Here is a 23,644-nt window from a genome sequence, read left to right as displayed (position 1 = left end):
CTTTGTATGGTTTATTTATGAACAATAGCGCTCATTCTTACTTAGGGGATGAGCAGCAACTTTAGGGAGGATTGGCTGCAACCAATTCTCCTTATTTATTTTGATAAGATGATAGTATTCTGATCGATTGCATAATTGAAAGGATAACTGAATTGTAGTGCTTCCAATACTTTTTCAATGGGTTCATCCCGAAAGCTTCCAGTGAAACGATAGGTGCCTATTATGGAATCTTTCCATTCGATGTTTATATTATACCAGCGTTCCAGTTTCGCTTTGATCTCCAACATGGATTCATTTTGAAACTGCAAGGTGTTTTCTGTCCAGGAAATTTCATTGATTTCACCTTCCAGGCTTTTTGTTACCGGCATAATATGTTGAATACCTGATTCAGGAACAGCATCCGGTTGATAGCTTTTTACTGCATTGGTATTGTTTTCAAATACCACTTTTTGTAATGGGAGTAGGGTTAGATGGCCTCCATCCGCTTTAAAAAGTTTTACTTTTCCTCTTATGAGCGAGGTTTCACTTATAGACTCACCAGGATAGGCCTTAACGTTGAACAATGTTCCCAATACCCGTACTTCATAGGTTGGGGTCTGAACTATAAATGGAAGTTCTTCATTGTGTGTAACATCAAACAGCGCTTCTCCTTCCAGGTAAATATCGCGGTTGGTATTATTGAACTCTTTGGTTAATTGTAAGCGGGAGGCAACATTTAATTCAACAGTTGAACTATCCGGTAGTCTGATTTTTTTTCGTTCACCCGGAGCTGTGGTGTAAACAATAAAATTAGATTGACTGCTGTCTGCGGTCTGCTGACTTAGCTTATTTTGCTTTGCAGCGGGATGTATCCATTCATAGGTAAAATAGGCACCAACAGCTATCAGTAATACTGCTGCAATTCGTAACAAAGGCTGAAGAAAAAATAGCTTATTTCTTTTATGCGTATGGATGGCTTCTTTTAGTCCGAGTACCATAGCTTTTGCTGCCAGCAGGGTGCTTTTTTCTTCCGGATAAAATTCAAGGTAAGTTTCCCAAAAGAGAAGATCCTCTTCATTGGTTTTAAAACAATAGTTACAGAAACTATCATCCAGTAGCAGGTCCTCAATTGTTCGTTTGGTTGGATTCATGGCGGCAATACGTACTTATACAGTCGTGCCGCCCCTTCCGATTTACCGGAAAAAAAGAGATTTTTTTTGTTTTATTTTTTTGAAAGTTTGGTGCGGAACAGTTTTATTGCTTCAAACAGGCTGTTGTAAACGGTGCGATGGGAGATTCCAAAACTTGAAGCAATATCGCTGGTGGAGTATCCTTTGTAATACTTTAGGTAAACGACCTCTTTGAGGCGTTTTGGTAAACTCGCATAGGTGGAGGCCAGCTTATTTGTAAGTTGTGCCTGATCTTCCAATTGTTCCAGTCTGGATTGTATGCCGGGTTCCATATCAGCTTCCTGCATGTCATCCGTTACAACAAACAAATTGGATTTCTTTTTACGAAACTGGTCAATCATTCTTCTTTTAAGTGCGGTAAGAAGGAATGTTTTGGGTTGCACTATAGTAGAGAGATCCGTTTGCTTTTCCCAAAGCTCCAGAAATAATTGATTGATAAGGTCTTCGGCTTCGCAATGCTGACAACCCAGTCGCATCGCAAAATGGGAGAGTTGGTCGCGGTATTGTTCATACCAGGCGGATATTTCCTCTTTTTGGTTCTTTTTAGCAGGCATAAGCAGTCGTTGGTAATCCCGGGTCCTGAAATAAACTTAGTATAATTCAGGCAGAGTAGATCCCCTTGTGAAAATTCGCCAAGTATTGGTGAATTTAAAAATTGTTGTTTTTTCTTGTGAAGAGGCTAATTTTTCGCAAGAATAGAGAGGCTTGCATGATTAAGCAGCTGAATTCCCTTGCCATTTATTTTGATTTGTTGTTCATCCGCCAGCTCATTCAACAATCGAAACAGCGTTTCATAGGACGTGCCAACATAGGCTGCAAAATCCTGGCGACTGATTGGCAGATTAACGCAGCCTGATTCATCTTTCCCAAATTGCAGCTCCCATCGCAGCAAGGCACTTGCCATCCGGCCTTTAACCGGCATATGTGCAAGATTCCGCATGCGTTTTTCGGATTGTTTTAATTCATCTGCAAAAAACAGGAGCAGGTTATAGAGGTACTGACTATTTACTTTAAGTGACTGGAGAAAAAAATCAAGTGGGAAATAACAGAGGATGGTATCGTCTATAGCAGTTGCCGAAACCGGATAAGTCAACTCGCCTCCCAATCCACGATGACCAAGTATCTGTCCGTCTTTTGCAAAACGCAGAATCAGTTCTTTTTCCTCATCCCAATGCTTATGCACTTTTACTAATCCTTTATGCAGGAACCAGATTCCTTCCACCGGCTCACCTTCGCGAAATATCAGTTCCCCCTTTTTTATGCGGATATTTTGCTTTTGTGCAGCAACTGCTGGCAACCATTCGGGTAAACATTCTTTGCATAAGGCACAGGTGGCGAGGTCGCAGGCATATTTGTCTTTCCGCATAAGGAGTCAATGGCTTTGGCTGCAATTTAACTCAGTTTGCACCATCTGCTTCCATTGTGTTGGCCTAGCGTTCACCACCTCTCCTACCACAATGATAGCCGGATTGGAAAGTGCTGCCGCTGCCGCCCGAAAAGCGATGTCGTTTACTTTGCCAATAACCAGTTTTTCCTCCTTGGTAGTGCCGGACTGAATAATGGCTACCGGTATTTCTGATTTCCCATTGGCAACAAAAATATCCATGATGGCTTCAAGTTTACTCATCGCCATTAAGATCACCACAGTTGCACTCGATTGGGCGGCGAATTTTATGTCCGCTGAAATGGTTCCATCTTTGGTAGTGCCGGTGGTAACCCAGAAGCTTTCGCTTATGCCCCGGCAGGTGAGCGGGATTTCCTGCAGGGCGGGTACAGCCAGCGCACTGGAAATTCCAGGAATGATTTGAATTTCCATACCATTCATCCGGGCTGCCTGAATTTCTTCCTGTGCCCGGGCAAATACAAAGGGATCGCCCCCTTTCAACCGGACTACCTTTTTATACATCCGGCCTTTTTCTACAATCAGGTCATTGATTTCGGATTGGGAAAGTGCATGGCAGCCATACCGTTTTCCTACAAATACCAGCTCAGCTTCCGATTTGCAATACCGCAGTAAATCCTGATTAGCCAATACATCATATAATACCACATCCGCATCCGAAAGAATCCGAACAGCTTTTAATGTAATTAATTCCGGATCTCCCGGACCTGCACCTACTAAGTATAAGGTTGATTTTATCATATGTCATTTAATTGTATATAATAAAATATAGCAGGCAATCAATATAAATCTACATAAAAGCCATTAAAACATGATATAAATAATATTTTATTGATTAAAGTTGGATTGTTTTTGAAATTATTATTATATTCACAAAAGACTCATACGATTACTTGCTACTTGTCTATTAAACCAACTAATATGAAAGTAGTAATCATTGGCAACGGCATGGTGGGCTTTAAATGCTGTGAAAAATTGCTCCATTATCTAGGCGATCAGGTTGAATTGATCGTATTCGGGGAGGAATCCCGTCCGGCCTACGACCGGGTACATTTAAGTGACTATTTTTCCCATTTCAATGCAGAGGAACTGGAATTGGCACCAATCAGCTGGTACCAGGAAAAAGGTATCACCCTGCATTTGGGCGATCCGGTAGTGTTGATTAACCGGGAAGAAAAAAACCTGGTTTCGCATAGCGGAAAAGAAACGGTCTATGATTTTCTTGTACTGGCTACCGGCTCCTCCGCATTTGTTCCGCCGATTCCGGGAACTGAAAAACCGGGTGTCTTTATATACCGGACCATTGAGGATCTGGAGTTGATCCGCGACTGGAGTAAAAAAGCCCGATCCGCCGCAGTGCTTGGTGGAGGACTATTAGGCTTGGAAGCTGGAAAAGCCTTGTTGGATCTTGGAATTACCAATACCCATATAATCGAATTCGCTCCCCGACTCATGCCCCGTCAGATTGATGCAGCCGGTTCGGAAATGCTTAGTTCGCACCTGGAGAAACTGGGACTCACCATTCATACTTCCAAACAGACAGCAGCAATTGAAGGGGAGGATCAGATTTCCGGTTTGCGTTTTCAGGACGATAGCCGACTTCAGGTGGATATGCTCGTAATCTCAGCAGGCATCAAGCCAAGAGATGAGCTGGCAAGATTAGCCGGATTGGAACTTGGGCACCGGGGTGGAATATTGGTGAATGATCTCTTACAAACAAGTGATCCCTCCATTTTTGCCATCGGAGAATGCGCCCTGCATAATGGAATGATTTACGGCCTGGTTGCACCTGGCTATGATATGGCAGATATTCTTGCTTCGCAACTGGCCGGGAATAACCGGCACTTCACCGGTTTTGATATGAGCACCAAACTCAAACTGATTGGAGTGGATGTGGCAAGTTTTGGAGATCCGATGCTCGAAGGTCCGGATACCCGAATTATTCGTGTGGCTGATTCCATCAATGGTGTTTACAAACGAATTAACCTGAGTGCAGACGGTAAAAAATTATTGGGTGGTGTGCTGGTTGGAGATGCCTCCTCTTACAATCAATTGGTGCAGGTATGTAAAGGGTTTATGCCGCTTCCTGAAAAACCGGAGGAATTAATTCTTGGATCCAAAACCGGAGGTTCAGCAGCAGCAGGAATAGCCGCATTGGCAGAGGATGCCATCATTTGCAGTTGTGAAGGCATTTCCAAAAAATCAATCATCGATGCGGTCAATCAGGGAAATGAAAGTTTCGATTCCATAAAAAAATGTACCGGTGCCGGATCCGGATGTGGTGGCTGTACCCCAATGGTAAAAGATATCCTGCAGGCAGAACTGAAAGCAAAAGGGAAGCTTGGTAAGGTAGTGGTATGTGAACATTTTGGCTATAGTCGTCAGGAATTGTTCGATATCATCAAGATTAAAAAATTACAATCCTACGATGAAGTGCTTGATACGGCAGGTAAAGGAGATGGCTGTGAAATTTGCAAACCGCTGGTGGTTTCCCTGCTTGCCAGTATTTGGAATGATATGATCCTGAAGAAAGGGAATGATACCGCTCAGGACAGTAACGATCGGTTTCTTGCTAATATCCAGAAGGGGGGTACCTATTCTGTGGTACCCCGCATTCCGGGCGGAGAAATTACACCGGATAAATTATTGGTAATTGGATCGGTGGCGAAAAAGTATGGACTCTATACCAAAATTACCGGCGGACAACGAATTGATTTATTCGGCGCCCATCTGGATGATCTTCCCTTTATCTGGGAAGAATTGATTGAGGCTGGGTTTGAAAGCGGACATGCCTATGGTAAAGCCCTTCGCACCGTAAAAAGTTGTGTGGGAAGTACCTGGTGCCGGTTTGGTTTGCATGATTCCGTGAGTTTTGCCATCCGCATTGAAGAACGGTATAGAGGCATACGTGCACCCCATAAAATTAAATCGGCGGTATCCGGCTGCATCCGGGAATGTGCAGAAGCACAGAGCAAAGACTTTGGTCTGATTGCAACGGAAAAAGGATGGAATTTATTTGTTGCCGGAAATGGTGGCTCCAAACCACAACATGCCGTATTGCTTGCCTCCGATATTGATGAGGCAACCTGCATAAAATACATCGATCGCTTCCTGATGTTTTATATCAAAACGGCTGATCCGCTAACCCGTACGGCAACCTGGCTGAATAAGCTCGAAGGAGGATTGGCCTATTTGAAAGAAGTTATATTGGAAGATTCATTGGGCATTGCAGATGAATTGGAAGCGGAAATGCAGGGCCTTGTAGATAATTACCAGTGCGAGTGGAAAGAAGCCATTAATAATCCGGAAATCCGCAAGCGCTTTCAGCATTTTGTGAATGCTCCCGGAGAAAAAGATCCAACAGTTCAATTTGATCCCATGCGCAGCCAGAAACGCGCCATGGAATGGAAATAAGCCGCTACGATTGCCTGCCCATATACACCATCACTAAACTTTCGGTATATGAGCAACCCAACAACAACCATCCAATGGATGCCGGCCTGCCGAGTGGACGATGTTCCCTCGAACGGCGGTGTCTGTGTAAAACTGGAAGAGGAGCAGATTGCCCTCTATCATTTCACCCGACGTGGCGAATGGTATGCCACTCAGAATGAATGTCCGCATCGTAAACAAATGGCCCTGAGCCGCGGACTGCTGGGATCTCAGGCGGATGAGCCTAAGATTACCTGCCCTTTTCACAAAAAATCATTTTCCCTCCGCACAGGTGAATGCCTGAACGGCGATGAATGTTCGCTTCGCACCTATCCCGTTAAAGTGGAGGAGGCTATGGTGTATATCGGCCTCGAGTGATTGCCTGCCATAAAGAAGCAGTAACCAGAAATCAATCAAAACTATGCTTAAAATTTTAGATGCCAAATGGGGGGTGGCAATCGCTTTAAACCTGCTGATTCCCCTATTTTCTGAAGCGCAACTGGAGTTAAGTGCTCAATTACGAACCCGATCAGAACTCCGGCATGGAACAGGTAATCTAATAAGAAAAGATCAGGCATCCGCTTTTTTTACTTCCCAAAGAACCAGACTGAATCTATCCTATAAGTATGGGGGCATTCAGTTTTTTACCAGCCTGCAGGATGTTCGGGTATGGGGGCAGGATGCATCTTCGATAAGTTCGGCTGATGGTAATCGTTTTGGATTACACGAAGCTTGGGCAATAATCCCGTTAAAAACTATGGATAGTGCGGTGAATTCTCCAACAGGGCAATTGAGCCTGAAAATTGGAAGACAGGAATTGCTCTATGATGACAGTCGTTTATTGGGAAATCTGGACTGGCTGCAACAGGCCCGCCGACACGATGCCGCACTCTTGAAATGGACTAAGGGAACCTGGAAAGCCGATTTGGGAGTGGCTTTCAATCAGCATACCGATGCATTTTCCTATGATGGAACCTATTATACCCCGGGCAATCTGGCATCCAGTGTTAAAAATTCAAAAGGAGAACTGGTTCCGGTGCCTGCCAATTTTATTCCGCTGGTAAATGCACAGGGAATCAGCAGTCTTCAGGGACAGCCGGCATTGGCAGGTCCGCCTTCCACCAATGCATTGCGGCAGCATTATAAATCCTTGCAGTTTTTGCACCTGAATAATAAAAAAGGAGCACGTGAATTGTCGTTTTTATTATTGGCAGATCAGTTTCAACAATACCGGCTGGATTCTGTATCCAATAATTACAATGGTGAAACTGCGTATGTGTATGGCCGTAATTATAAGACCAGCGGATTCAATACAAGAATAACTACAGGGATATTAGTACAACAGCCACTAACAAAAAATCAACTAACTGTTACGGCTGGTTTCTATTTTCAGGGCGGTAAAGACCCTGATGGAAAAGAACTCAGGGCCTATACCTCAACCCTTCAGCTTCACCTGAAGAAAAAACAATCGAGCTGGCAGGCGGGATGGGATTTTCTTTCCGGAAATAAAACCGGATTGACCCCGGATCAGTCAAGGCGCTTTGATCCATTGTATGGTACCCCGCATAAATTCTGGGGACAAATGGATTTTTTCTATGCCGGAACAGGATCGCCCGCAGGAGGGTTGAACAATGCATACCTGAAATATGCATACAAGTCAAAGAAGAACTATGAATCCGCTGCAGAACTGCATTATTTCGGTCTGGCCAACCGGCAGACCAGTTTGAATGGGATAAAACTATCGCCCTATCTCGGAACAGAACTTGACTGGATTCAGCGCTATCAGATGAATCCAATCACTCAGGTGGAATTGGGCACAGCCCTGTTATTTGCAAGTAAATCAATGATAACTGCAAAAGCACAACCGGCAGGTAATTATCAGCGAACCGCCTGGTGGGTTTATCTGCAACTCAATATCCGCCCCTTTTTATTCAAACAATCAACAACCAATAAATAAGTAGTTATGGCAGTAACGAACCAACCATTGGATCATCTCCCTGTGTTATCAATGAAAGGTGTACAAATGAAAACCTTTCATGTTACCTGGCTCACTTTTTTCATCTGTTTTTTCGGCTGGTTTGGCCTGGCTCCATTGATGCCAACCATTAAAGAGGATCTTAGTTTAACCAAAAGTCAGATTGGCAATATTGTGATTGCATCCGTATCAGGAACCATTCTTGCCCGCCTGCTGATAGGTCGTTTATGCGATACATGGGGCCCAAGAAAAACCTATATTTTATTGTTGCTTGTAGGTTCTATTCCTGTTTTCCTGGTGGGATTGGCACAGAGTTATACCAGTTTTTTATTATTTCGCTTAGCCATAAGTGTTATAGGGGCTTCTTTTGTAATAACCCAATACCATACTTCCCAGATGTTTGCACCTGCCATTAAAGGAACAGCTAATGCGGTGGCGGGAGGCTGGGGTAATTTGGGTGGGGGAGTCACTAATATGTTGATGCCCCTGGTTTTTGCAGTAATTGTTGCAGCCGGATTTGCACCTGAAAAAGCCTGGCGATATGCCATGATTTTACCGGGCTCGCTGATGTTGCTGGCTGCGTATCTGTATTACCGTTATACGAAAGATACACCCCGGGGAAATTTCTCGGAATTGAATAAAGAGAAGAAAGCTGCCGCTAAAACAGATTATCGGATCCTGCTCGACTGGCGGATCTGGTCGCTCTCGCTTGCCTATGCTGTTTGTTTTGGAATGGAGATCACTTTTGATAATGTGGCCGCACTTTATTTTGTTGAGGAGTTTGGTTTATCGCAGGCCGGAGCAGGCTTTTGGGCTGGGGTTTTTGGTTTTATGAATTTGTTCGCCCGTGCATTGGGTGGGTGGCTGGCTGATAAAGTGGGTCGCAAACATGGTTTAAAAGGGAAAGGCTCATTGCTGGCCCTGGTTTTATTGCTGGAGGGACTGGGTATTATTTTATTCGCTGCCGCCGGCTCATTAACTATGGCAATAATAAGCATGATTGGATTTGCGCTTTTTTTAAAAATGGCAAATGGAGCCACCTATGCAATAACACCATTTATCAATAAAGACAATGTTGGATTGGTTAGTGGCATTGTTGGAGCAGGTGGTAATCTGGGCGGAATGTTATTCGGGTTTTTATTCAAAAGCAGCAGTATCAGCTACTGGCAGGCATTTCAATACATCGGCTTTGTAGCAATTGGTATATCACTGCTTGTTTTCTTTACCCGATTTGCTGCCAAATCAAAAACACAGGTAATGACCACCAGTCTGGAAGCGGTGGCCTGATATATTTATGAAAAGAAAAGAAACAACGAATGGTTACCGGACAACCTGTTGCTATTGCGGAGTTGGCTGCGGGATATTGGTTAAAAAAGATACCAATGGATTGTTGCAGGTGGATGGAGATCCGGATCATCCCGTGAACCGGGGCCAGTTATGCAGTAAGGGCATGAACCTGCACCATACCGTTAATAACCGGGAGGACCGGTTACTGTTTCCTCAAATGCGCTGGAGCCGAAATCATCCACTGGAGCGGGTTAGCTGGGATACTGCCATGGAGCGGACCGCCAAAGTATTTCGTACACTTATTCAAAAATATGGTCCGGATGCCGTTGCGTTTTACGCTTCGGGGCAATGTTTGACGGAAGAATATTATCTAATTAATAAACTGGTGAAGGGGTATATCGGAACCAATAATATAGATACTAATTCGCGCTTATGCATGAGCAGCGCTGTGGCAGGCTATAAAAAAACATTGGGAGAAGATACTGTTCCGGTATGTTATGATGATATTGAACTGGCGGAAACAATATTAGTAGCAGGTGCAAATCCGGCCTGGTGCCATCCTATTTTATGGAGAAGGGTGGAAGCGGCTAAAGCGGCTAATCCGTCTATGAAAATCATTGTTACTGATCCAAGGAAAACACAATCTGCGCAATTGGCCGATTTGCATCTGCCGATTTATCCGGGTACAGATATCACCCTTCATCATGCCCTGGGTCGGATTCTGATTGAAGGCGGCTATCTGAACATGCATTTTATAGAAGCGCATTGCGAAGGGTTTCAGGAATACAAGGAGCAGGTTTTTTCCAAAACAGTAGAAGAAGCTGCAGCTATTTGCGGATTAGAGCTGGCCGATATTTATCTGGCAGCAAACTGGATTGGTGAATCAAACGCTTTTTTGTCGATGTGGACCATGGGGCTGAATCAAAGTGTGGTGGGTGTTAATAAAAATGTTTCGCTGATCAATCTGCATTTAATCACGGGTCAAATAGGAAAACCGGGTGCAGGACCCTTATCGCTTACCGGGCAACCAAATGCCATGGGTGGAAGGGAAGTAGGTGGGTTATCAAATATGTTGCCAGCCCATCGTAACCTGCAGGATCCGGCGCACCGTGCGGAAGTTGAACAATTCTGGAAAATTGAGCCAGGAAAAATTGCCGCTCAACCCGGATTGACCGCAACCGAATTGTTTGATGCCCTGGACGAAGGAAAACTGAAAGCAGTTTGGATTATTTGTACCAACCCACTTGTCAGTTTACCCAATGTACGAAAAGCAGAAGCGGCATTGAAAAAAGCAAAGTTCGTGGTGGTTCAGGAAATTACCAGTAAAGCAGAGACGCTTGGCTACGCCGATGTGGTTTTTCCGGCAGCTGCCTGGACAGAGAAAGAAGGCAGCATGACCAACGCAGAACGAAGGATAACGCATCTTCCAAAAATTATGGAAGCTCCTGGTGAAGCCCTGCCGGATGCTGAAATTATTCAACGTTTTGCAAATGCGATGAGTTATCCCGGTTTTGCGTTTAAATCACCAGCCAACATATTTGATGAACACGCAGCATTGACAGCCGGAACCAATATGGATATGAGCGGTGTCACTTATTCATTGTTACAACAGTATCGATCTGTCCAATGGCCGTTTAAAAAAGGAGATTCCACAGATCAACTAACACAAACGGCTAAACGCTTATTTGAAGATGGGAATTTTTTTACACCATCCGGAAAAGCGAGGATTCAATCGGTTCCGGATGCAAATAAAAGTATTTCGCTGACACCGGAATTTCCATTGATCCTGACAACTGGCCGGCTGAGAGACCAGTGGCATACAATGAGTAAAACAGGAAAAGTCAATAAGCTGAAACAACATATTCCAGTTCCGGTTTTATCGATGCATCCATTTGATGCTGCGGAACGAAAGCTGAATGATCAGCAGATGGTAGTGGTGGATTCGGAATTTGGATCGGTACGTGTACTCCTGCAATTGGATAACACCATCAAAAAAGGTGTGGTATTTCTTCCTATGCATTGGGGGAAAACTAATGGAATGGATTTGTTGAGAGCCAATAATCTGACAAATGATTTGGTTGATCCGGAAAGTAAGGAGCCTGATTTTAAGTTCACCCCTGTTCAGGTGGAAGCATATCGTCCGGCTCGCAGAAAAATTCTGGTGGCTGGTGCAGGTGCAGGCGCCTGTGGATTTTTGCGATCCTATCGGCAATTGAATGAAACGGATAAAATTGAATTGTTCAGTAAGGAAGATCTTCCTTTTTATAATCGGGTTTTATTACCCGACTACTTATCTGGTCACTTGCCCTGGCAGCAATTGATAAAATTAAGTGATAAAGAAGTCTTTGAACTGGATGCGACGCTGCATAAGGGAGTAAGTATTGAAAAAGTAAATCGCCAGGAGAAAACGGTGGTTGATAGCAATGGTCTGGTTCATTCCTACGATGTTTTACTATTGGCTACCGGAAGCCGCGCAGCTTTATTACGCGATGTTCCTGACCTGGAGGGAATTTATACTATGCGAACTAAAAAGGATGCGGATGCTTTTCAGCAGGAATTAAATGGAAAAAAAGGCCCGGTTGTAATTGTGGGTGGCGGATTATTGGGAATCGAGCTGGCTGTTGCATTGAGGGAGATGGATAGGGAAGTAATAATGATCCAACGGATTTCAAGGTTGATGGACCGGCAATTGGATCCTTTGGGAAGTCAGTTCCTGCATGATACATTGATTGAAAAAGGAGTAACTATTTATTATAACGACGAAATAGATCGCTACCTGGGTAGTTCGGAACTGGATGGAATTCGGCTGAAGAGCGGTATCCTTATTTCCAGTAAGCTGATGGTAATTGCCATAGGAACAGTTCCCAATATTGAACTGGCAAGGGAAAGCGGACTCGCTATTCAGCGGGGTGTGGTGGTCGACAATTATCTTCAAACAAGTGATCCTTCCATTTTTGCCATTGGTGAAATTGCGGAATGGCAACAGCAGTTATTTGGAATAACGGCTGCTGCTGAACAACAGGCAGGGGTGGTAGCTAATTTTTTAGCAGGGGATATTGCCCGTTCCTATCAGGGTTCACTGCTGATGAATATTCTGAAAATTCCGGGTGCTAATTTTTGTTCAATGGGAATGGTTGAATGTCCGGGTGAACCAGGTTATGAAGAAATTCTTTTCCTTGATAAATCAAGGCGTTATTATAAAAAATGTATAGTATATAAAGACCGGCTGGTGGGTGCTTTGCTTATAGGAGATAAAACCGAGTTTCTTGAATTCAAAAATCTGATTGAACAGGGTACAGAATTAAGTGAGAAGCGGCTTCAGTTACTGCGAGCCGGAAAAACTGCAGAACCTGTATTGGGTAAATTGGTTTGCAGTTGTAATAATGTAGGCAGTGGGAATATCCAACAGAAAATTAGGGAAGGATGTACCGATCTGGTACAGCTCTGTCAGTTAAGCGGTGCCGGTATGGGATGTGGTAGTTGCCGTCCTGAAGTGAAGCAGTTGCTGGAAGAGCAATTGCAACGAAAATCAATTTCATCCACCGACAAAATACTGTTGTAATGAAAAGTATTAAGGTCAATTGCAAGGGCGGTATGATTTCACCCGGACAATTATACAACCTGATGGTTGCTTGTGAGAAGGCGGGAATTCATTGGGTGAAAGTTGGTCTTCGGCAACAACTCATATTACCATTGGAAGAAGGAAACGTTGAAATTCTGGTTAAAGAACTGGATCGGCTGGGAGTTTTATATGAATCGGAGGGTGATCGCTTTCCGAATATTACCAGCTCTTATCCGGCTGTAGAAAGTTTGATGGCTGCAGGCTGGCTTACGGAAAATGTGTACAAAGATGTGCTGGATGCATTTCAATACCGGCCGGAAATCAAGATCAATATTTGCGCACCCAACCAGAGTTTTACTCCGCTTGTTACCGGAAATATCAATTGGATTGCGGATCCGGTTCATCCGCATTACTGGCATTTGCAGGTTCGGTTTCCAAAAACAAATGCCCTTATGGAATGGACAAAACAAGTGTATACAAATGACCTGGCACGTTTCTCAGAAATACTGGAATGGAAGCTGAAGGGCATGGAGTTTCGGGAAGAACGCTTTGTGTTGGAAATGCAGGTTTTGCTGGATGAAATCTGCCGGGATTATAACATGTTATATCGGACTGCTGATAAACAATGTGTGCTGCCATCATTTAATCTGCCTTATTACGAAGGACTTAATAAATGGGGTCAACATTACTGGATTGGTATCTATCGGAGAAATGAACAGTTTGCAATTGGTTGGTTGAAGGAGCTTGCCATGCTTTGTCTTGATACCAAAATTGGTCAGATCTGTTCCACTCCATGGAAATCGATCATTATAAAAGGAATTCAGGAAGCAGATCGGGAAAAATGGACAGATTGGCTGGATATCTGTCGCCTGAATGTTCGGCATGCAGCCAATGAATTGAATTTTCAGGTGGAGGATGACTGTTCAGCAGCACTGGAGTTGAAGGAATACCTGGTTAAACGCATCCTGCGCGATGATCTGCGAACTTTTGGTTTATGTCTGGGTATCAAAACAAGAAATAAATCAGAGATCTATAGCAGTTTGCTGATTCGAAGGCGTCCTATATTCCGAATAGGATGGCTAAGGGGATGGCATGTTTATGATATTGTAATGGCTCAGGAATATAATCCCAATCAGCGATCCGAAAAACTGGTGAGTGCTGCCAATCCCAGGTGGTTATTGTATGAGCAATTACGAAGAGCGGTGGTTGCATATTATCAGAATAGTGAAAAGGAAGAGGAGAAAAAGGGGAAAGAGGAGAAAGGGGTGAAAAAGGAGGCGGTAAGAATACAGGCTGAATTGTATTCCTGTTCAGGATGCGGAACGGTATACGACAGCCGGCTGGGGGATGTGGAAGCCGGAATTCCTTCAGGAACAAGGTTTGATAAGCTGCCGGAAGAATACTGTTGTTCAGTTTGCGAGGAAGGATTGGATGGGTTCTATAAATCTGCCGGAGAATTATAGTTTTTTAAAAAAACCTGCTCAGAGATGGCAAGTTCAATTAACTGCGAACCAAAGCTGTCCAAAATATACCGCATGCTGAATTTTTCCAGTTTATTCAGGACCGTCTGATTGTAAATTTTCTTCAGCGTATCAGGATGAAAAATTGAACACATAGGTTCTGGTTGCTGGTTGATAGAATAGCAGATGGCGGGAGGGAAAGAATATTGAATGAATTTTTTCAATAGTTGATCTGCCATTAGTTCGGGTAAATCAGGAAGATCGCAGGCCAGTAAAACAATAGCCTGATCCGGAAATTTTATATGAGCAGAAAGCAACCCTTTTAATGGGCCATGAACCGGTAGATTCGGGTTGTCAAAGAGCAGTTGTGCTTCCTCGAACTGGCTGGTATAGCCCGCCCGCTGGCTTTCATTGACTGAGAGATAAACCGGAAGCTTCAGTGCCTGTAATTTGTTGCTGGCTTTTGCAGCCCAGGCAATTCCATCCTGTTGAAATAAACCTTTATCCGTATTCATGCGGGAGCTTTTTCCGCCGCATAAGACCAATCCGATATATGATAGAGGTTTCATATTAAAATTCAAAGTACATCAATTTGGAATTCTTTCTTACTTTTAAGTGGACCAAAGATAGCTGCCATGAAATTGGACCAGACTCTGATACAAGAAATTGCGCAGGGAAGCGAACCTGCTTTCCAGGAGTTGTTCAATAAATATTATCCCACTGTATATCAATATCTGCTGAAGGTTGTAAAGTCGAAAGAAATTGCAGAGGAAATTGCGTCGGATATTTTTTTGAAATTATGGCTTGGAAAAGAAATGATTGGAGATATTCAGTCGATGCACGCATTTCTACGAACCGTTTCAACAAATAAAGCAATAGATTTTTTCCGGTCAGCTTCAAGGCAACAGAATATACGTAAACTCGTTGAAAAAGAATTAAATAGCTATCAAAACCAGCCGGCAGATTACCAATTGCTGGATCATGAATACCAAACCCTGCTTTCGAAGGCAATAGAACAATTGTCGCCGCAACGAAAGCTGGTATTTTCGTTGAGCAGGGTAGAAGGCTTAACGCATGAAGAGATTGCAGAAAAACTTCAGTTATCCAGAAACACTGTCCGGAATACAGTAGTGGAGTCGTTAAAAATTGTGCGTGATTTTCTGCAAAAGCACGGGGTTGATGGAATGGCTTTCTGGCTAGCTTATGTTTCCGTTTAATTTTTTTGTGAAGCAATAGTACTACCCTCTTTATGCATACGTCATAGTTGGTAGTAAACGATTGCCTGCATGTCATCGAATCCGATAAGATTACAGTATTTGCTGCGCAAATACCTGGAGAATAAATTAACACCGGAAGAGCGCCCGGAGTTTTGGAACCTGCTATCCGAACTTTCAGAAAATGATCTGGTGTCGGAAGAATTGCACCAGCTTTGGGACAGGCAGGCCATGGAAGCGTCCATAGCACCTGAGCAGGTACAATCAGCCTACCAGCAGTTACAATATAAAATAATTCAACAAAAAACGAAGTCGTCATCACCAGTTGTGTCAGTTCGTCGCTATGGTTGGCAGCTTGCTGTTGCTGCATCTGTAGTGTTTTTACTTGGTTTATTCTGGCTAAATCGTCCTGCAGATGTGCTCATTTCAAATGAACCCACTATCGCTGGCGCAATTCCGAAAATGCAGCCCAGTATGCAGACGCTTCCGGATGGTTCCATAGTTTCACTCAATAAAAAAGGCAAAATTGATTCCATCCGTTTTACAACCGGATTAAGAGAGGTATTTCTGAGCGGAGAAGGGTTTTTTAATGTACAGCATGATGCAGACAGGCCTTTTCTGGTTCATGCCAATGGAATCATAACGCGGGTATTAGGCACTAGTTTCAATGTAAAAACAAGTCCGGGTGAAAATCGGGTTTCTGTCACAGTTACCAAGGGACGCGTACAAGTGGAAAAAGCCGGTCAGCAGCAACCGTTGGCTGTCCTTTCTCCAGGCGAACAACTGGTGGTGCAAGAAAATCAACCAGTTGAATTAATTACAAAAGCAAATATCGAAGAAGTAATAGAATGGAAAAACGAGGCTTTACTGTTTGATAATCAATCTCTACCCGAAGCTGCTGAGGTCTTATCAAAAAAATTCGCTGTGTCAATCATAATACAGGATTCAATAGTACTGAAACAGCAGTTTACAGCAGATTTCAGTGATAAGAGTCTGACTGAAATAATGGATATCGTCAGTGTATTAACCGGTACTTCCTGGCGGAAACAGGGAGATACTGTTATAATAGAGGAAACAAAAAAGCTACCCTAAGCGGAAACCAGGGTAGCCGGTTGTTTTAAATATTGCGTAACATCTAAAACAGTTTAAAGTTATGAGATTTCTCGTAAGGGGGAAGGCATTTTCTGTGCCCCAACGAATCACCCCGTCCCAAAATTGGCGTTTCATTATGAGAGTGAGCTGCATCCTGATTACCGTACTATTGGTTAGCGTTCAATTGCTGATGGCAGAGCCCGGCAGGGCACAGGCACTTGAATCTACCCGGGTATCTGTTGGCTTATCCGGCGCATCGCTGAAAGAGGCAATCGTTCAGATAGAGCGCCAAACAAACTTCAAATTTGCTTTTGTGGAAGCCAATCTGGCTCCATTCGGGAATCTTCATATTCCCAAAAGGAATCGAACCGTGGCCCAAACCCTCAATTTATTATTGGCAGGAACGGACCTGAAATACATTGTAAAACATAATACAATTCTGATTATCCGGGATGACCGATCGGAGCTTTTTTTAAGTGAGGACTCGGTTGTCAGCCGGCTTCCCGTCATTTTACAGGATGGGATCATTACTATTAAAGGTAAAATCAACGATGCTAATGGTTTAGCTTTGGCAGGTGTTAGTATTTCCATTAAAGGAAAAGAAGAAGGTGTTTATTCAGATGCCGCCGGGGTATTTACGATAAATGCTCCGGAAAATGGTACGCTGGTGTTTACATCCATCGGGTATAAAATTTTGGAAGTTCCTATAAATAAACGAACTGAAATAGCCGTACAATTACAGAATGATATCCGCGGACTAAATGAAGTGGTGGTGGTAGGTTATGGAACAAGGCGGAAAAAGGACCTCACCGGTTCAGTTGCTCAAATCAGTGCCGACGAATTAAATGCATTTCCAACCACCAATGTAATTCAGGGGCTAACCGGCCGTGCGGCAGGAGTTCAGGTAATTCAGAATAATGGTGCACCAGGCGGTCCAATCAGTGTTCGCATCCGTGGTACCAATTCTATTCTAGGAAGTAATGAGCCGCTGTATGTAATTGATGGTTTCCCTTTTTCAGGTAACCCTACTTTCCTGCAAAATGCAGATATCGAGTCAATTGAAATATTGAAAGACGCCTCTTCAGTTGCGATTTATGGTTCAAGAGGTGCAAATGGGGTTGTTATCATTACTACAAAAAATGGCAAAAAAGGTGGCCGCACATTGGTGGATATTGAAACCAGTTATACCATTCAGCAGCCTGCAAAAAAGATCAAACTGATGAATGCAGAGCAATATGGTCTGCTTTACAATGAGCAGGCTGCAAATGATGGATTGGCACCCTATTTCACAGATGATCAAATCAATGGATTTCGTTCCATGAAAAGTGTTGACTGGCAGGATCAGGTAATGCAGAAAGCACCGATGTCCAATACCAACCTTTCTGTAAGTGGAGGAAATGAAAAAACCCAGTTTGCATTGTCTGCCGGTGCTTTTCTTCAGGATGGCATCATAAAAAACAGTGATTTTGACCGCTATAATCTGCGAACCAATCTAAATCATACCATCAGTAAGATATTTAGTGTTTCCTCCAGCCTGGCTTTAACAAGAATCAGCAGTTATCGCCAAAATTCGGGCAGAGGTAACCGTGGGGGCGATCTCATTTCTGCAATAATGACGGCACCACCAACTCTCAGTCCGTTTAATGACGATGGTACTTATCGCCGTTTAAATACTGCCTATCCGTTTATTTCTAATGTGTTGATTAATCCGATGACGACGATCGATAAAATATCAGATCGGATTCAGGCAGATCGGATTCTCGCCAATGCAGCATTAACCATCAAACCGATGGATGGGTTATCGATCCGGATTTCAGGTGGTGTCGAACGTTCTTCTGATCGAACAGATTATTATAGTATGATTGAACCATCTACTAACTCTATAGGAAGTGCAAGTGTGGGTACTTCCGGTAACCTGAGTTTGTTGAATGAAAATATTGTCACCTATTCCAAGACCTTTGGTATACATGCATTAACTGCAACAAGTGGGTTTTCCTATCAGGACTTTACGAGTGAATATATGAATGCTAGCGGCAATGGTTTTTTGAGTGATGTTTTGGAAACAGCCAACCTGCAGGGAGCAGCTACCCCGGGAATTCCAAGTTCAGGATACAGCAAATGGACCTTGCTATCCTACCTTGGAAGAATCAACTACAGCCTGCTTGACAGGTATCTTTTCACCGTGAGTATACGCCGCGACGGCTCCTCGCGATACTCTCCTGAAAACAAATGGGGAAATTTTCCCAGTGCTGCATTTGCCTGGAGAGTAAGTGATGAGAAATTCTTTGAGCCGGTAAAATTCATGAATGAATTAAAATTACGGGTTAGTTATGGTTCAACGGGTAGTACCGCCATCAGTCCGTACCAGACACTGAATCAGCTGAGTTCCGGTAAAACTATTTTTGGTGATGCCCTGTTCAATACACTCGCACCCGGATCCGTATTACCTGGTGATCTGAGATGGGAAACAACCAATCAGTTTGATGCTGGTTTGGATGCCTCTTTTCTTGAAAACCGGCTACATTTCACCTTTGATTATTACAAAAAAATAACAAAAGATCTCCTGAACTCAGTTCAGCTACCAGCATCAATGGGTTATACCAGCACTGTTCAAAATGTGGGAGAAATTCAGAACCAGGGATTTGAATTTAGCCTGGATGCTGCTGTTATCAGCACACCCGATCTCAAGTGGAATCTAACAGCCAACCTTTCCAGAAGTGTAAATAAAGTACTCAAATTATATGGCGGACAGGATATACTTGGTTCGACTTTTTATACGGGTGCTATTGGCGATCATGTAAACCTTTTACGTGAAGGACAACCACTCGGAATTTTCTATGGATATAAAGAAGCTGGTTATTCTGAAACCGGTAATCTATTATACGAAGATCTTTCAAAAGACGGAATCATTAGTGCTGCTGATAAAACCTATATCGGCAATCCAAATCCTGATTTTATATATGGGCTTAATAGTACGTTGTCGTATAAAGATTTTGAGTTCACCGTTTTCCTTCAGGGTTCCCATGGTAATGATATTTACAACCTGAATAAAACCATTACACTTGATCTGGGCATGGGGCTTAACCTTCCGGTTGATGTATATGAAAATCACTGGACGCCGACCAATACAAATGCAGCTTATCCAAAAATATCCAGACTGTTGAATAATAATATGTCTGATCGGTTTGTGGAAGATGGTTCTTTCCTGAGGTTTCGGAATATTCAATTGGCCTACAACCTTAGGGGTGAAAAAATAGGTGCTAAATGGTTGCGCAATGCACAGTTGTATATAAGCGGACAAAACCTGATTACCTTCACAAAGTATTCCTGGTTTGATCCTGAAATCAGTTCCTTTGGTGGTTCCAATTCCATCAATATGGGGATCGATTATTTTTCTTATCCCACTTCCAAAGCCGTCACATTTGGAATTCGTAGCGGATTTTGATTCATTCACAGTTAAACAGAATATCATGAACTATCGAATAATATTTGCCGGTACCGTTTTATTTCTGGCATCCTGTACCAGGCAGCTGGATGAAAAGCCGAAATCAATAGCCGTTGAAACCTTTTATAATACCAAGGAAGAAGTAGATGCAGGATTGAATGCCATTTATCCTCCCTTAAGATCTGGCGGTATGCTGGGTGGTTTATATACGGTTCAGGTTGAAACCTATGCTGATTATATGTATGGAAGAGGAAGCCATGCAATGTTAAGTGATTATGCCGGGCTTGATAATACCAATCGATCCAGAACAGATGGTTCCTGGAGAGAATTGTATACAGCTATCAGAAATGCCAACATTATTCTCGATCGTGCTCCCGGAGCAACAAGTATGAGCGAACAGGATAAAGCTTTTGCAATTGGAGAAGCCCGGTTTTTACGTGCCTTAAGTTATTTTCATCTGGTAAAAAATTGGGCGGGAGTCCCCATTCGGACGGTGGAAAATATGGATGCCATTGATGTTAAGAGGAGTACGCAGGAAGAAGTATATGCGCAGATTCTGGAAGACTTGCTGGCTGCTGAAACCGGATTACCTGATCAGTCGAGGTTGGCCGGTGCGCCTAATAAAATGGCGGCTAAGGCAGTATTGGCAGATGTTTACATGCACCTGAACAGATGGCCGGAAGTGAAGCAAAAGGCAGGTGAAATAATTGCTTCAGGTAAGTATTCACTGGTGCCAATAAGCACGGCAACCGATTATGAAAAGATTTATGGAGCGGATGTGGTAACCAGTACGGAAGAAGTATTTTATTTGAAATTTTCCCGTCAGGGTAATACGCAGGGTTTTGGATATATAATGTATGCGCATTATCCGAATTCAGGCTATTTCCCTCCTGGAGGTTATTATACCAATTACAGTGATGCCGAAGCGAATCCATTGATGAAAAACTGGGATCGAAATGATTTGCGCTATCAATACAACTGGTACAATCAGACATTTGGACTTGGTCCCAATACTATCCTGAATAAAAAATTCTTTGACCGGCAGGCAACGAATGCCAACAACGGAGGCAATGATTACCCAATGTACAAATATTCAGATATTATTTATATGTATGCCGAAGCAGATGGCCGTATCAATAATGGAGGTACTGCTGAAAGCTTGGAATGGGTAAATAAAATTCATCGGAGATCCTATGGATTACCAATGGATCAGCCGGCTGCCAATGATTTTATTCTGGCTGATTATGGGTCAACGAATGCATTTGTTGATTTGGTTGTACAGGAACGCATGTATGAGCAAATGTATGAAGGTAAAAGATGGCATGAATTAAAACGACTTGGAATTGTAAATGAAGCAGTGCTTGCCAATAAAGGAAAAACAGTGGCAGAGAAACACCTGCTTTGGCCTATTCCGGTAAGTGAAACGAATTATAATAAAGCAATTGATCCGGTTGCAGACCAGAACCCTGGTTATTAATCAAAATGAACTAAAATGAAAGAACTATTGAAACGATTGCTGGTTATGCTGGCATTTATTCCCTGCGTAACTTTCTCGCAGACAGTAAAAACAGTTGATATCTGTGTTTACGGTGGAAGCTCTGCCGGTGTAATGGCAGCCTACACAGCAAAAAAAATGGGCAAATCAGTGCTGCTGATTGAACCTGGTAAAAGATTGGGCGGATTGACAAGTGGAGGCCTTGGTTATACTGATATCGGTAACAAATTTGCCATTTCCGGACTGGCACTTGATTATTATAGGAGACTTGGAAAGCACTATGGAAAATTTGAATCCTGGATTTTTGAACCATCTGTGGCAGAGTCTTTATTCAAGGAGTATATTAAGCGGGCGAATGTGGAGGTCTGGTATCAGCTGGCATTAAAAGATTTAAAGAAGGATAACGGTGCTATTACGGAGATTAGTCTGGTTGATCCGATGAATGAAACAGCCACTCCAACTCAGATCGTTCGGGCAAAAGTATATCTGGATTGTACTTATGAAGGTGATTTACTTGCAAAGGCAGGTGTTAGTTATACAGTTGGAAGAGAAGCCAATAGCTTATATGGTGAAACTTATAATGGCGTTCAGTTATTGAATAAGCATCAGTTTCCAGATGGAATTGATCCCTATAAAAAACCCGGAGATCCTTCCAGCGGATTGGTATGGGGAATCAGTCCGGCCACACTTGATCCCAATGGCACAGGAGATAAAAAAGTACAGGCCTATAATTTCAGAATCTGCCTGACAAGGGATCCAGCCAACAGGATTCCTATTGAAAAGCCGAAAGATTATGTGGCAGACAGATATGAATTATTATTGCGATACCTTAACTACAGAGGTGCCGGTGATCTGAATCATTTCCTTAAAATGGATATGATGCCCAACAACAAAACCGATATCAATAACAACGGACCTTTTTCAACTGATATGATTGGGATGAATTATGATTATCCGGAAGCAAATTATGCACGTCGTCGCGAAATCACAGAACAACATACCAATTATATAAAAGGTCTTTTGTATTTTATTGGTAATGATCCACGGATGCCTGAACACCATAGAAAGCAGATGCAGGAATGGGGTTATCCGAAAGATGAGTATTTGGAATCCGGACACTGGTCGCCGCAAATGTATGTACGCGAAGCCCGTCGTATGGTGGGAGACTATGTAATGACACAAGCCAATTGTCAGGGACGGGAAGTGGTAACTGACGGTGTAGGAATGGCTGCTTATACAATGGATTCACATAATTGTCAGCGGGTAGTAGTAAACGGAATGGTTAAAAATGAAGGGGATGTGCAGATCGGCGGGTTTGGTCCGTATCCAATCAGTTATCGCTCTTTAATTCCTAAAAAGGCAGATTGTACTAATTTATTGGTACCTGTTTGTCTGAGTGCAAGTCATATTGCTTATGGTTCTATCCGTATGGAACCTGTGTTTATGGTACTTGGGCAATCAAGTGCCATTGCCGCAAGTATGGCAATTGACACTAAAAATGCAGTGCAGGATATTGATATAAAAGCTTTGCAAAATAAAATAAAAATGGATCCTCTGGCAGATGGGTCAACACCGGAAATTTTTGTAGATAACGCTGACCCTATTGCGGTTAAAATGAAAGGCGATTGGAAAAAGGAAGTACGTATTGGGTATGGTCCGGATTTTTTAGTTGCTGAAAATGCCGGGGAATTGGCGTCGGTACGATTTAATCCTGCTATAAAAAAAGAAGGCAAATATTCTGTTTACGTCTATGTGTTGCCGAAGTATCCCGGCCTTGCAGCAAATACCAAAGTTGTCGTGAACGATGGTAAAAAAGAAGAAGTGATACAGATTAATCGGGATCAGTTGCAGGTAAGCGGACAAACATCCGGTGAATGGAAGAAAATTGGAACATTCAAATTAGGTAAGGATGCAAATGTTCGGATAGAGGGGACAGGTGAACCTGGTAAGCTGGTGGCAGATGCCGTATTATTTAAACCGGAATTCTGATAATTAGCAGTATGGATTGGCAGAAAGCCGTTCGCTTAATTGGGGGCGGCTTTTTTGATATGTTCAATTTCATGTATCAACTGTCGGTTTCGGCAGCTAAACTGTGGAACGTTTCGGGTTTG

The 23,644-nt window shown here is 43.1% G+C and carries 16 protein-coding genes; 11 read left to right on the top strand and 5 right to left on the bottom strand.

The window, feature by feature from the left end; genetic code table 11:
- Positions 1–95: 95 nt before the first annotated feature.
- From B2746_RS18765 to cobA, 4 genes are all read right to left on the bottom strand, one after another.
- A complete protein-coding gene (locus B2746_RS18765; protein WP_290797365.1) occupies positions 96–1,130 on the bottom strand; it encodes a FecR family protein in 1,035 nt (344 codons plus the stop codon).
- A 71-nt stretch (positions 1,131–1,201) separates the two neighbouring features.
- Positions 1,202–1,723 (bottom strand): RNA polymerase sigma factor, encoded by a 522-nt coding sequence (locus B2746_RS18760; protein WP_290797362.1) that lies wholly within the window; start codon positions 1,721–1,723, stop codon positions 1,202–1,204.
- Between the two features lie 125 nt (positions 1,724–1,848).
- The gene (locus B2746_RS18755; RefSeq protein ID WP_290797359.1) at positions 1,849–2,535 is read right to left on the bottom strand and encodes a Crp/Fnr family transcriptional regulator; all 687 of its coding nucleotides are present in this window, start codon (positions 2,533–2,535) and stop codon (positions 1,849–1,851) included.
- A gap of 6 nt (positions 2,536–2,541) precedes the next feature.
- On the bottom strand, positions 2,542–3,312 hold the full coding sequence (cobA, locus tag B2746_RS18750) for a uroporphyrinogen-III C-methyltransferase (RefSeq protein ID WP_290797357.1): 771 nt from the start codon (positions 3,310–3,312) through the stop codon (positions 2,542–2,544).
- A 180-nt stretch (positions 3,313–3,492) separates the two neighbouring features.
- On the opposite strand from cobA, the gene nirB reads away from it, so the two are divergent.
- Genes nirB through B2746_RS18720 form a run of 6 tightly spaced genes read left to right on the top strand, consistent with a single transcriptional unit; the run spans position 3,493 to position 14,290 of the window.
- Positions 3,493–5,985, top strand: a complete 2,493-nt coding sequence (gene nirB, locus B2746_RS18745) for a nitrite reductase large subunit NirB (protein WP_290797352.1) — start codon at positions 3,493–3,495, stop codon at positions 5,983–5,985.
- Between the two features lie 48 nt (positions 5,986–6,033).
- Positions 6,034–6,381: a nitrite reductase small subunit NirD gene (gene nirD / locus B2746_RS18740; RefSeq protein WP_290797349.1), complete on the top strand. Its 348-nt coding sequence runs from the start codon at positions 6,034–6,036 to the stop codon at positions 6,379–6,381.
- A gap of 43 nt (positions 6,382–6,424) precedes the next feature.
- On the top strand, positions 6,425–7,960 hold the full coding sequence (locus B2746_RS18735) for an alginate export family protein (protein WP_290797346.1): 1,536 nt from the start codon (positions 6,425–6,427) through the stop codon (positions 7,958–7,960).
- 6 nt (positions 7,961–7,966) lie between these two features.
- Entirely contained in the window at positions 7,967–9,265 is a 1,299-nt protein-coding gene (locus B2746_RS18730; RefSeq protein WP_290797343.1) for a NarK family nitrate/nitrite MFS transporter, read from the top strand.
- A 7-nt stretch (positions 9,266–9,272) separates the two neighbouring features.
- Positions 9,273–12,827 (top strand): nitrate reductase, encoded by a 3,555-nt coding sequence (locus B2746_RS18725; RefSeq protein WP_290797341.1) that lies wholly within the window; start codon positions 9,273–9,275, stop codon positions 12,825–12,827.
- A complete protein-coding gene (locus B2746_RS18720) occupies positions 12,827–14,290 on the top strand; it encodes a rubredoxin (RefSeq protein WP_290797338.1) in 1,464 nt (487 codons plus the stop codon). Before B2746_RS18725 ends, B2746_RS18720 begins: the two co-directional genes overlap by 1 nt.
- Here B2746_RS18720 and B2746_RS18715 read toward each other — a convergent pair.
- Positions 14,266–14,856 (bottom strand): molybdenum cofactor guanylyltransferase, encoded by a 591-nt coding sequence (locus B2746_RS18715; RefSeq protein ID WP_290797335.1) that lies wholly within the window; start codon positions 14,854–14,856, stop codon positions 14,266–14,268. The genes B2746_RS18720 and B2746_RS18715 overlap by 25 nt on opposite strands.
- A gap of 66 nt (positions 14,857–14,922) precedes the next feature.
- Between B2746_RS18715 and B2746_RS18710 the strand changes: the two genes are divergently transcribed.
- From B2746_RS18710 to B2746_RS18690, 5 genes are all read left to right on the top strand, one after another.
- Entirely contained in the window at positions 14,923–15,504 is a 582-nt protein-coding gene (locus B2746_RS18710; protein ID WP_290797332.1) for an RNA polymerase sigma factor, read from the top strand.
- A 69-nt stretch (positions 15,505–15,573) separates the two neighbouring features.
- Complete coding sequence (locus tag B2746_RS18705) at positions 15,574–16,593, top strand: FecR domain-containing protein (RefSeq protein WP_290797328.1); 1,020 nt, start codon at positions 15,574–15,576, stop codon at positions 16,591–16,593.
- Positions 16,594–16,729: 136 nt separating this feature from the next.
- Positions 16,730–20,038 (top strand): SusC/RagA family TonB-linked outer membrane protein, encoded by a 3,309-nt coding sequence (locus B2746_RS18700; RefSeq protein ID WP_290797324.1) that lies wholly within the window; start codon positions 16,730–16,732, stop codon positions 20,036–20,038.
- A 25-nt stretch (positions 20,039–20,063) separates the two neighbouring features.
- Positions 20,064–21,515: a RagB/SusD family nutrient uptake outer membrane protein gene (locus B2746_RS18695; protein WP_290797321.1), complete on the top strand. Its 1,452-nt coding sequence runs from the start codon at positions 20,064–20,066 to the stop codon at positions 21,513–21,515.
- A 15-nt stretch (positions 21,516–21,530) separates the two neighbouring features.
- The gene (locus tag B2746_RS18690) at positions 21,531–23,522 is read left to right on the top strand and encodes an FAD-dependent oxidoreductase (RefSeq protein ID WP_290797318.1); all 1,992 of its coding nucleotides are present in this window, start codon (positions 21,531–21,533) and stop codon (positions 23,520–23,522) included.
- The last annotated feature ends 122 nt before the right edge of the window (positions 23,523–23,644 follow it).

The organism is Flavihumibacter sp. UBA7668 (assembly GCF_002483205.1).
In the GTDB taxonomy this organism is placed as follows: domain Bacteria; phylum Bacteroidota; class Bacteroidia; order Chitinophagales; family Chitinophagaceae; genus Flavihumibacter.
Note: the sequence above shows the minus strand (reverse complement) of the source record. Positions and strands in the feature narration are given on the sequence as shown.

What these genes read in the sequence shown, in the direction of transcription:
- B2746_RS18730 (WP_290797343.1), top strand. Translation starts at nt 7,967, where the DNA reads ATGGCAGTAACGAACCAACCATTGGATCATCTCCCTGTGTTATCAATG.
- B2746_RS18725 (WP_290797341.1), top strand. Translation starts at nt 9,273, where the DNA reads ATGAAAAGAAAAGAAACAACGAATGGTTACCGGACAACCTGTTGCTAT.
- B2746_RS18755 (WP_290797359.1), bottom strand. Translation starts at nt 2,535, where the DNA reads ATGCGGAAAGACAAATATGCCTGCGACCTCGCCACCTGTGCCTTATGC.
- nirB (WP_290797352.1), top strand. Translation starts at nt 3,493, where the DNA reads ATGAAAGTAGTAATCATTGGCAACGGCATGGTGGGCTTTAAATGCTGT.
- B2746_RS18710 (WP_290797332.1), top strand. Translation starts at nt 14,923, where the DNA reads ATGAAATTGGACCAGACTCTGATACAAGAAATTGCGCAGGGAAGCGAA.
- B2746_RS18705 (WP_290797328.1), top strand. Translation starts at nt 15,574, where the DNA reads ATGTCATCGAATCCGATAAGATTACAGTATTTGCTGCGCAAATACCTG.
- B2746_RS18735 (WP_290797346.1), top strand. Translation starts at nt 6,425, where the DNA reads ATGCTTAAAATTTTAGATGCCAAATGGGGGGTGGCAATCGCTTTAAAC.
- B2746_RS18765 (WP_290797365.1), bottom strand. Translation starts at nt 1,130, where the DNA reads ATGAATCCAACCAAACGAACAATTGAGGACCTGCTACTGGATGATAGT.
- B2746_RS18720 (WP_290797338.1), top strand. Translation starts at nt 12,827, where the DNA reads ATGAAAAGTATTAAGGTCAATTGCAAGGGCGGTATGATTTCACCCGGA.
- B2746_RS18695 (WP_290797321.1), top strand. Translation starts at nt 20,064, where the DNA reads ATGAACTATCGAATAATATTTGCCGGTACCGTTTTATTTCTGGCATCC.
- B2746_RS18760 (WP_290797362.1), bottom strand. Translation starts at nt 1,723, where the DNA reads ATGCCTGCTAAAAAGAACCAAAAAGAGGAAATATCCGCCTGGTATGAA.
- cobA (WP_290797357.1), bottom strand. Translation starts at nt 3,312, where the DNA reads ATGATAAAATCAACCTTATACTTAGTAGGTGCAGGTCCGGGAGATCCG.
- B2746_RS18700 (WP_290797324.1), top strand. Translation starts at nt 16,730, where the DNA reads ATGAGAGTGAGCTGCATCCTGATTACCGTACTATTGGTTAGCGTTCAA.
- B2746_RS18715 (WP_290797335.1), bottom strand. Translation starts at nt 14,856, where the DNA reads ATGAAACCTCTATCATATATCGGATTGGTCTTATGCGGCGGAAAAAGC.
- B2746_RS18690 (WP_290797318.1), top strand. Translation starts at nt 21,531, where the DNA reads ATGAAAGAACTATTGAAACGATTGCTGGTTATGCTGGCATTTATTCCC.
- nirD (WP_290797349.1), top strand. Translation starts at nt 6,034, where the DNA reads ATGAGCAACCCAACAACAACCATCCAATGGATGCCGGCCTGCCGAGTG.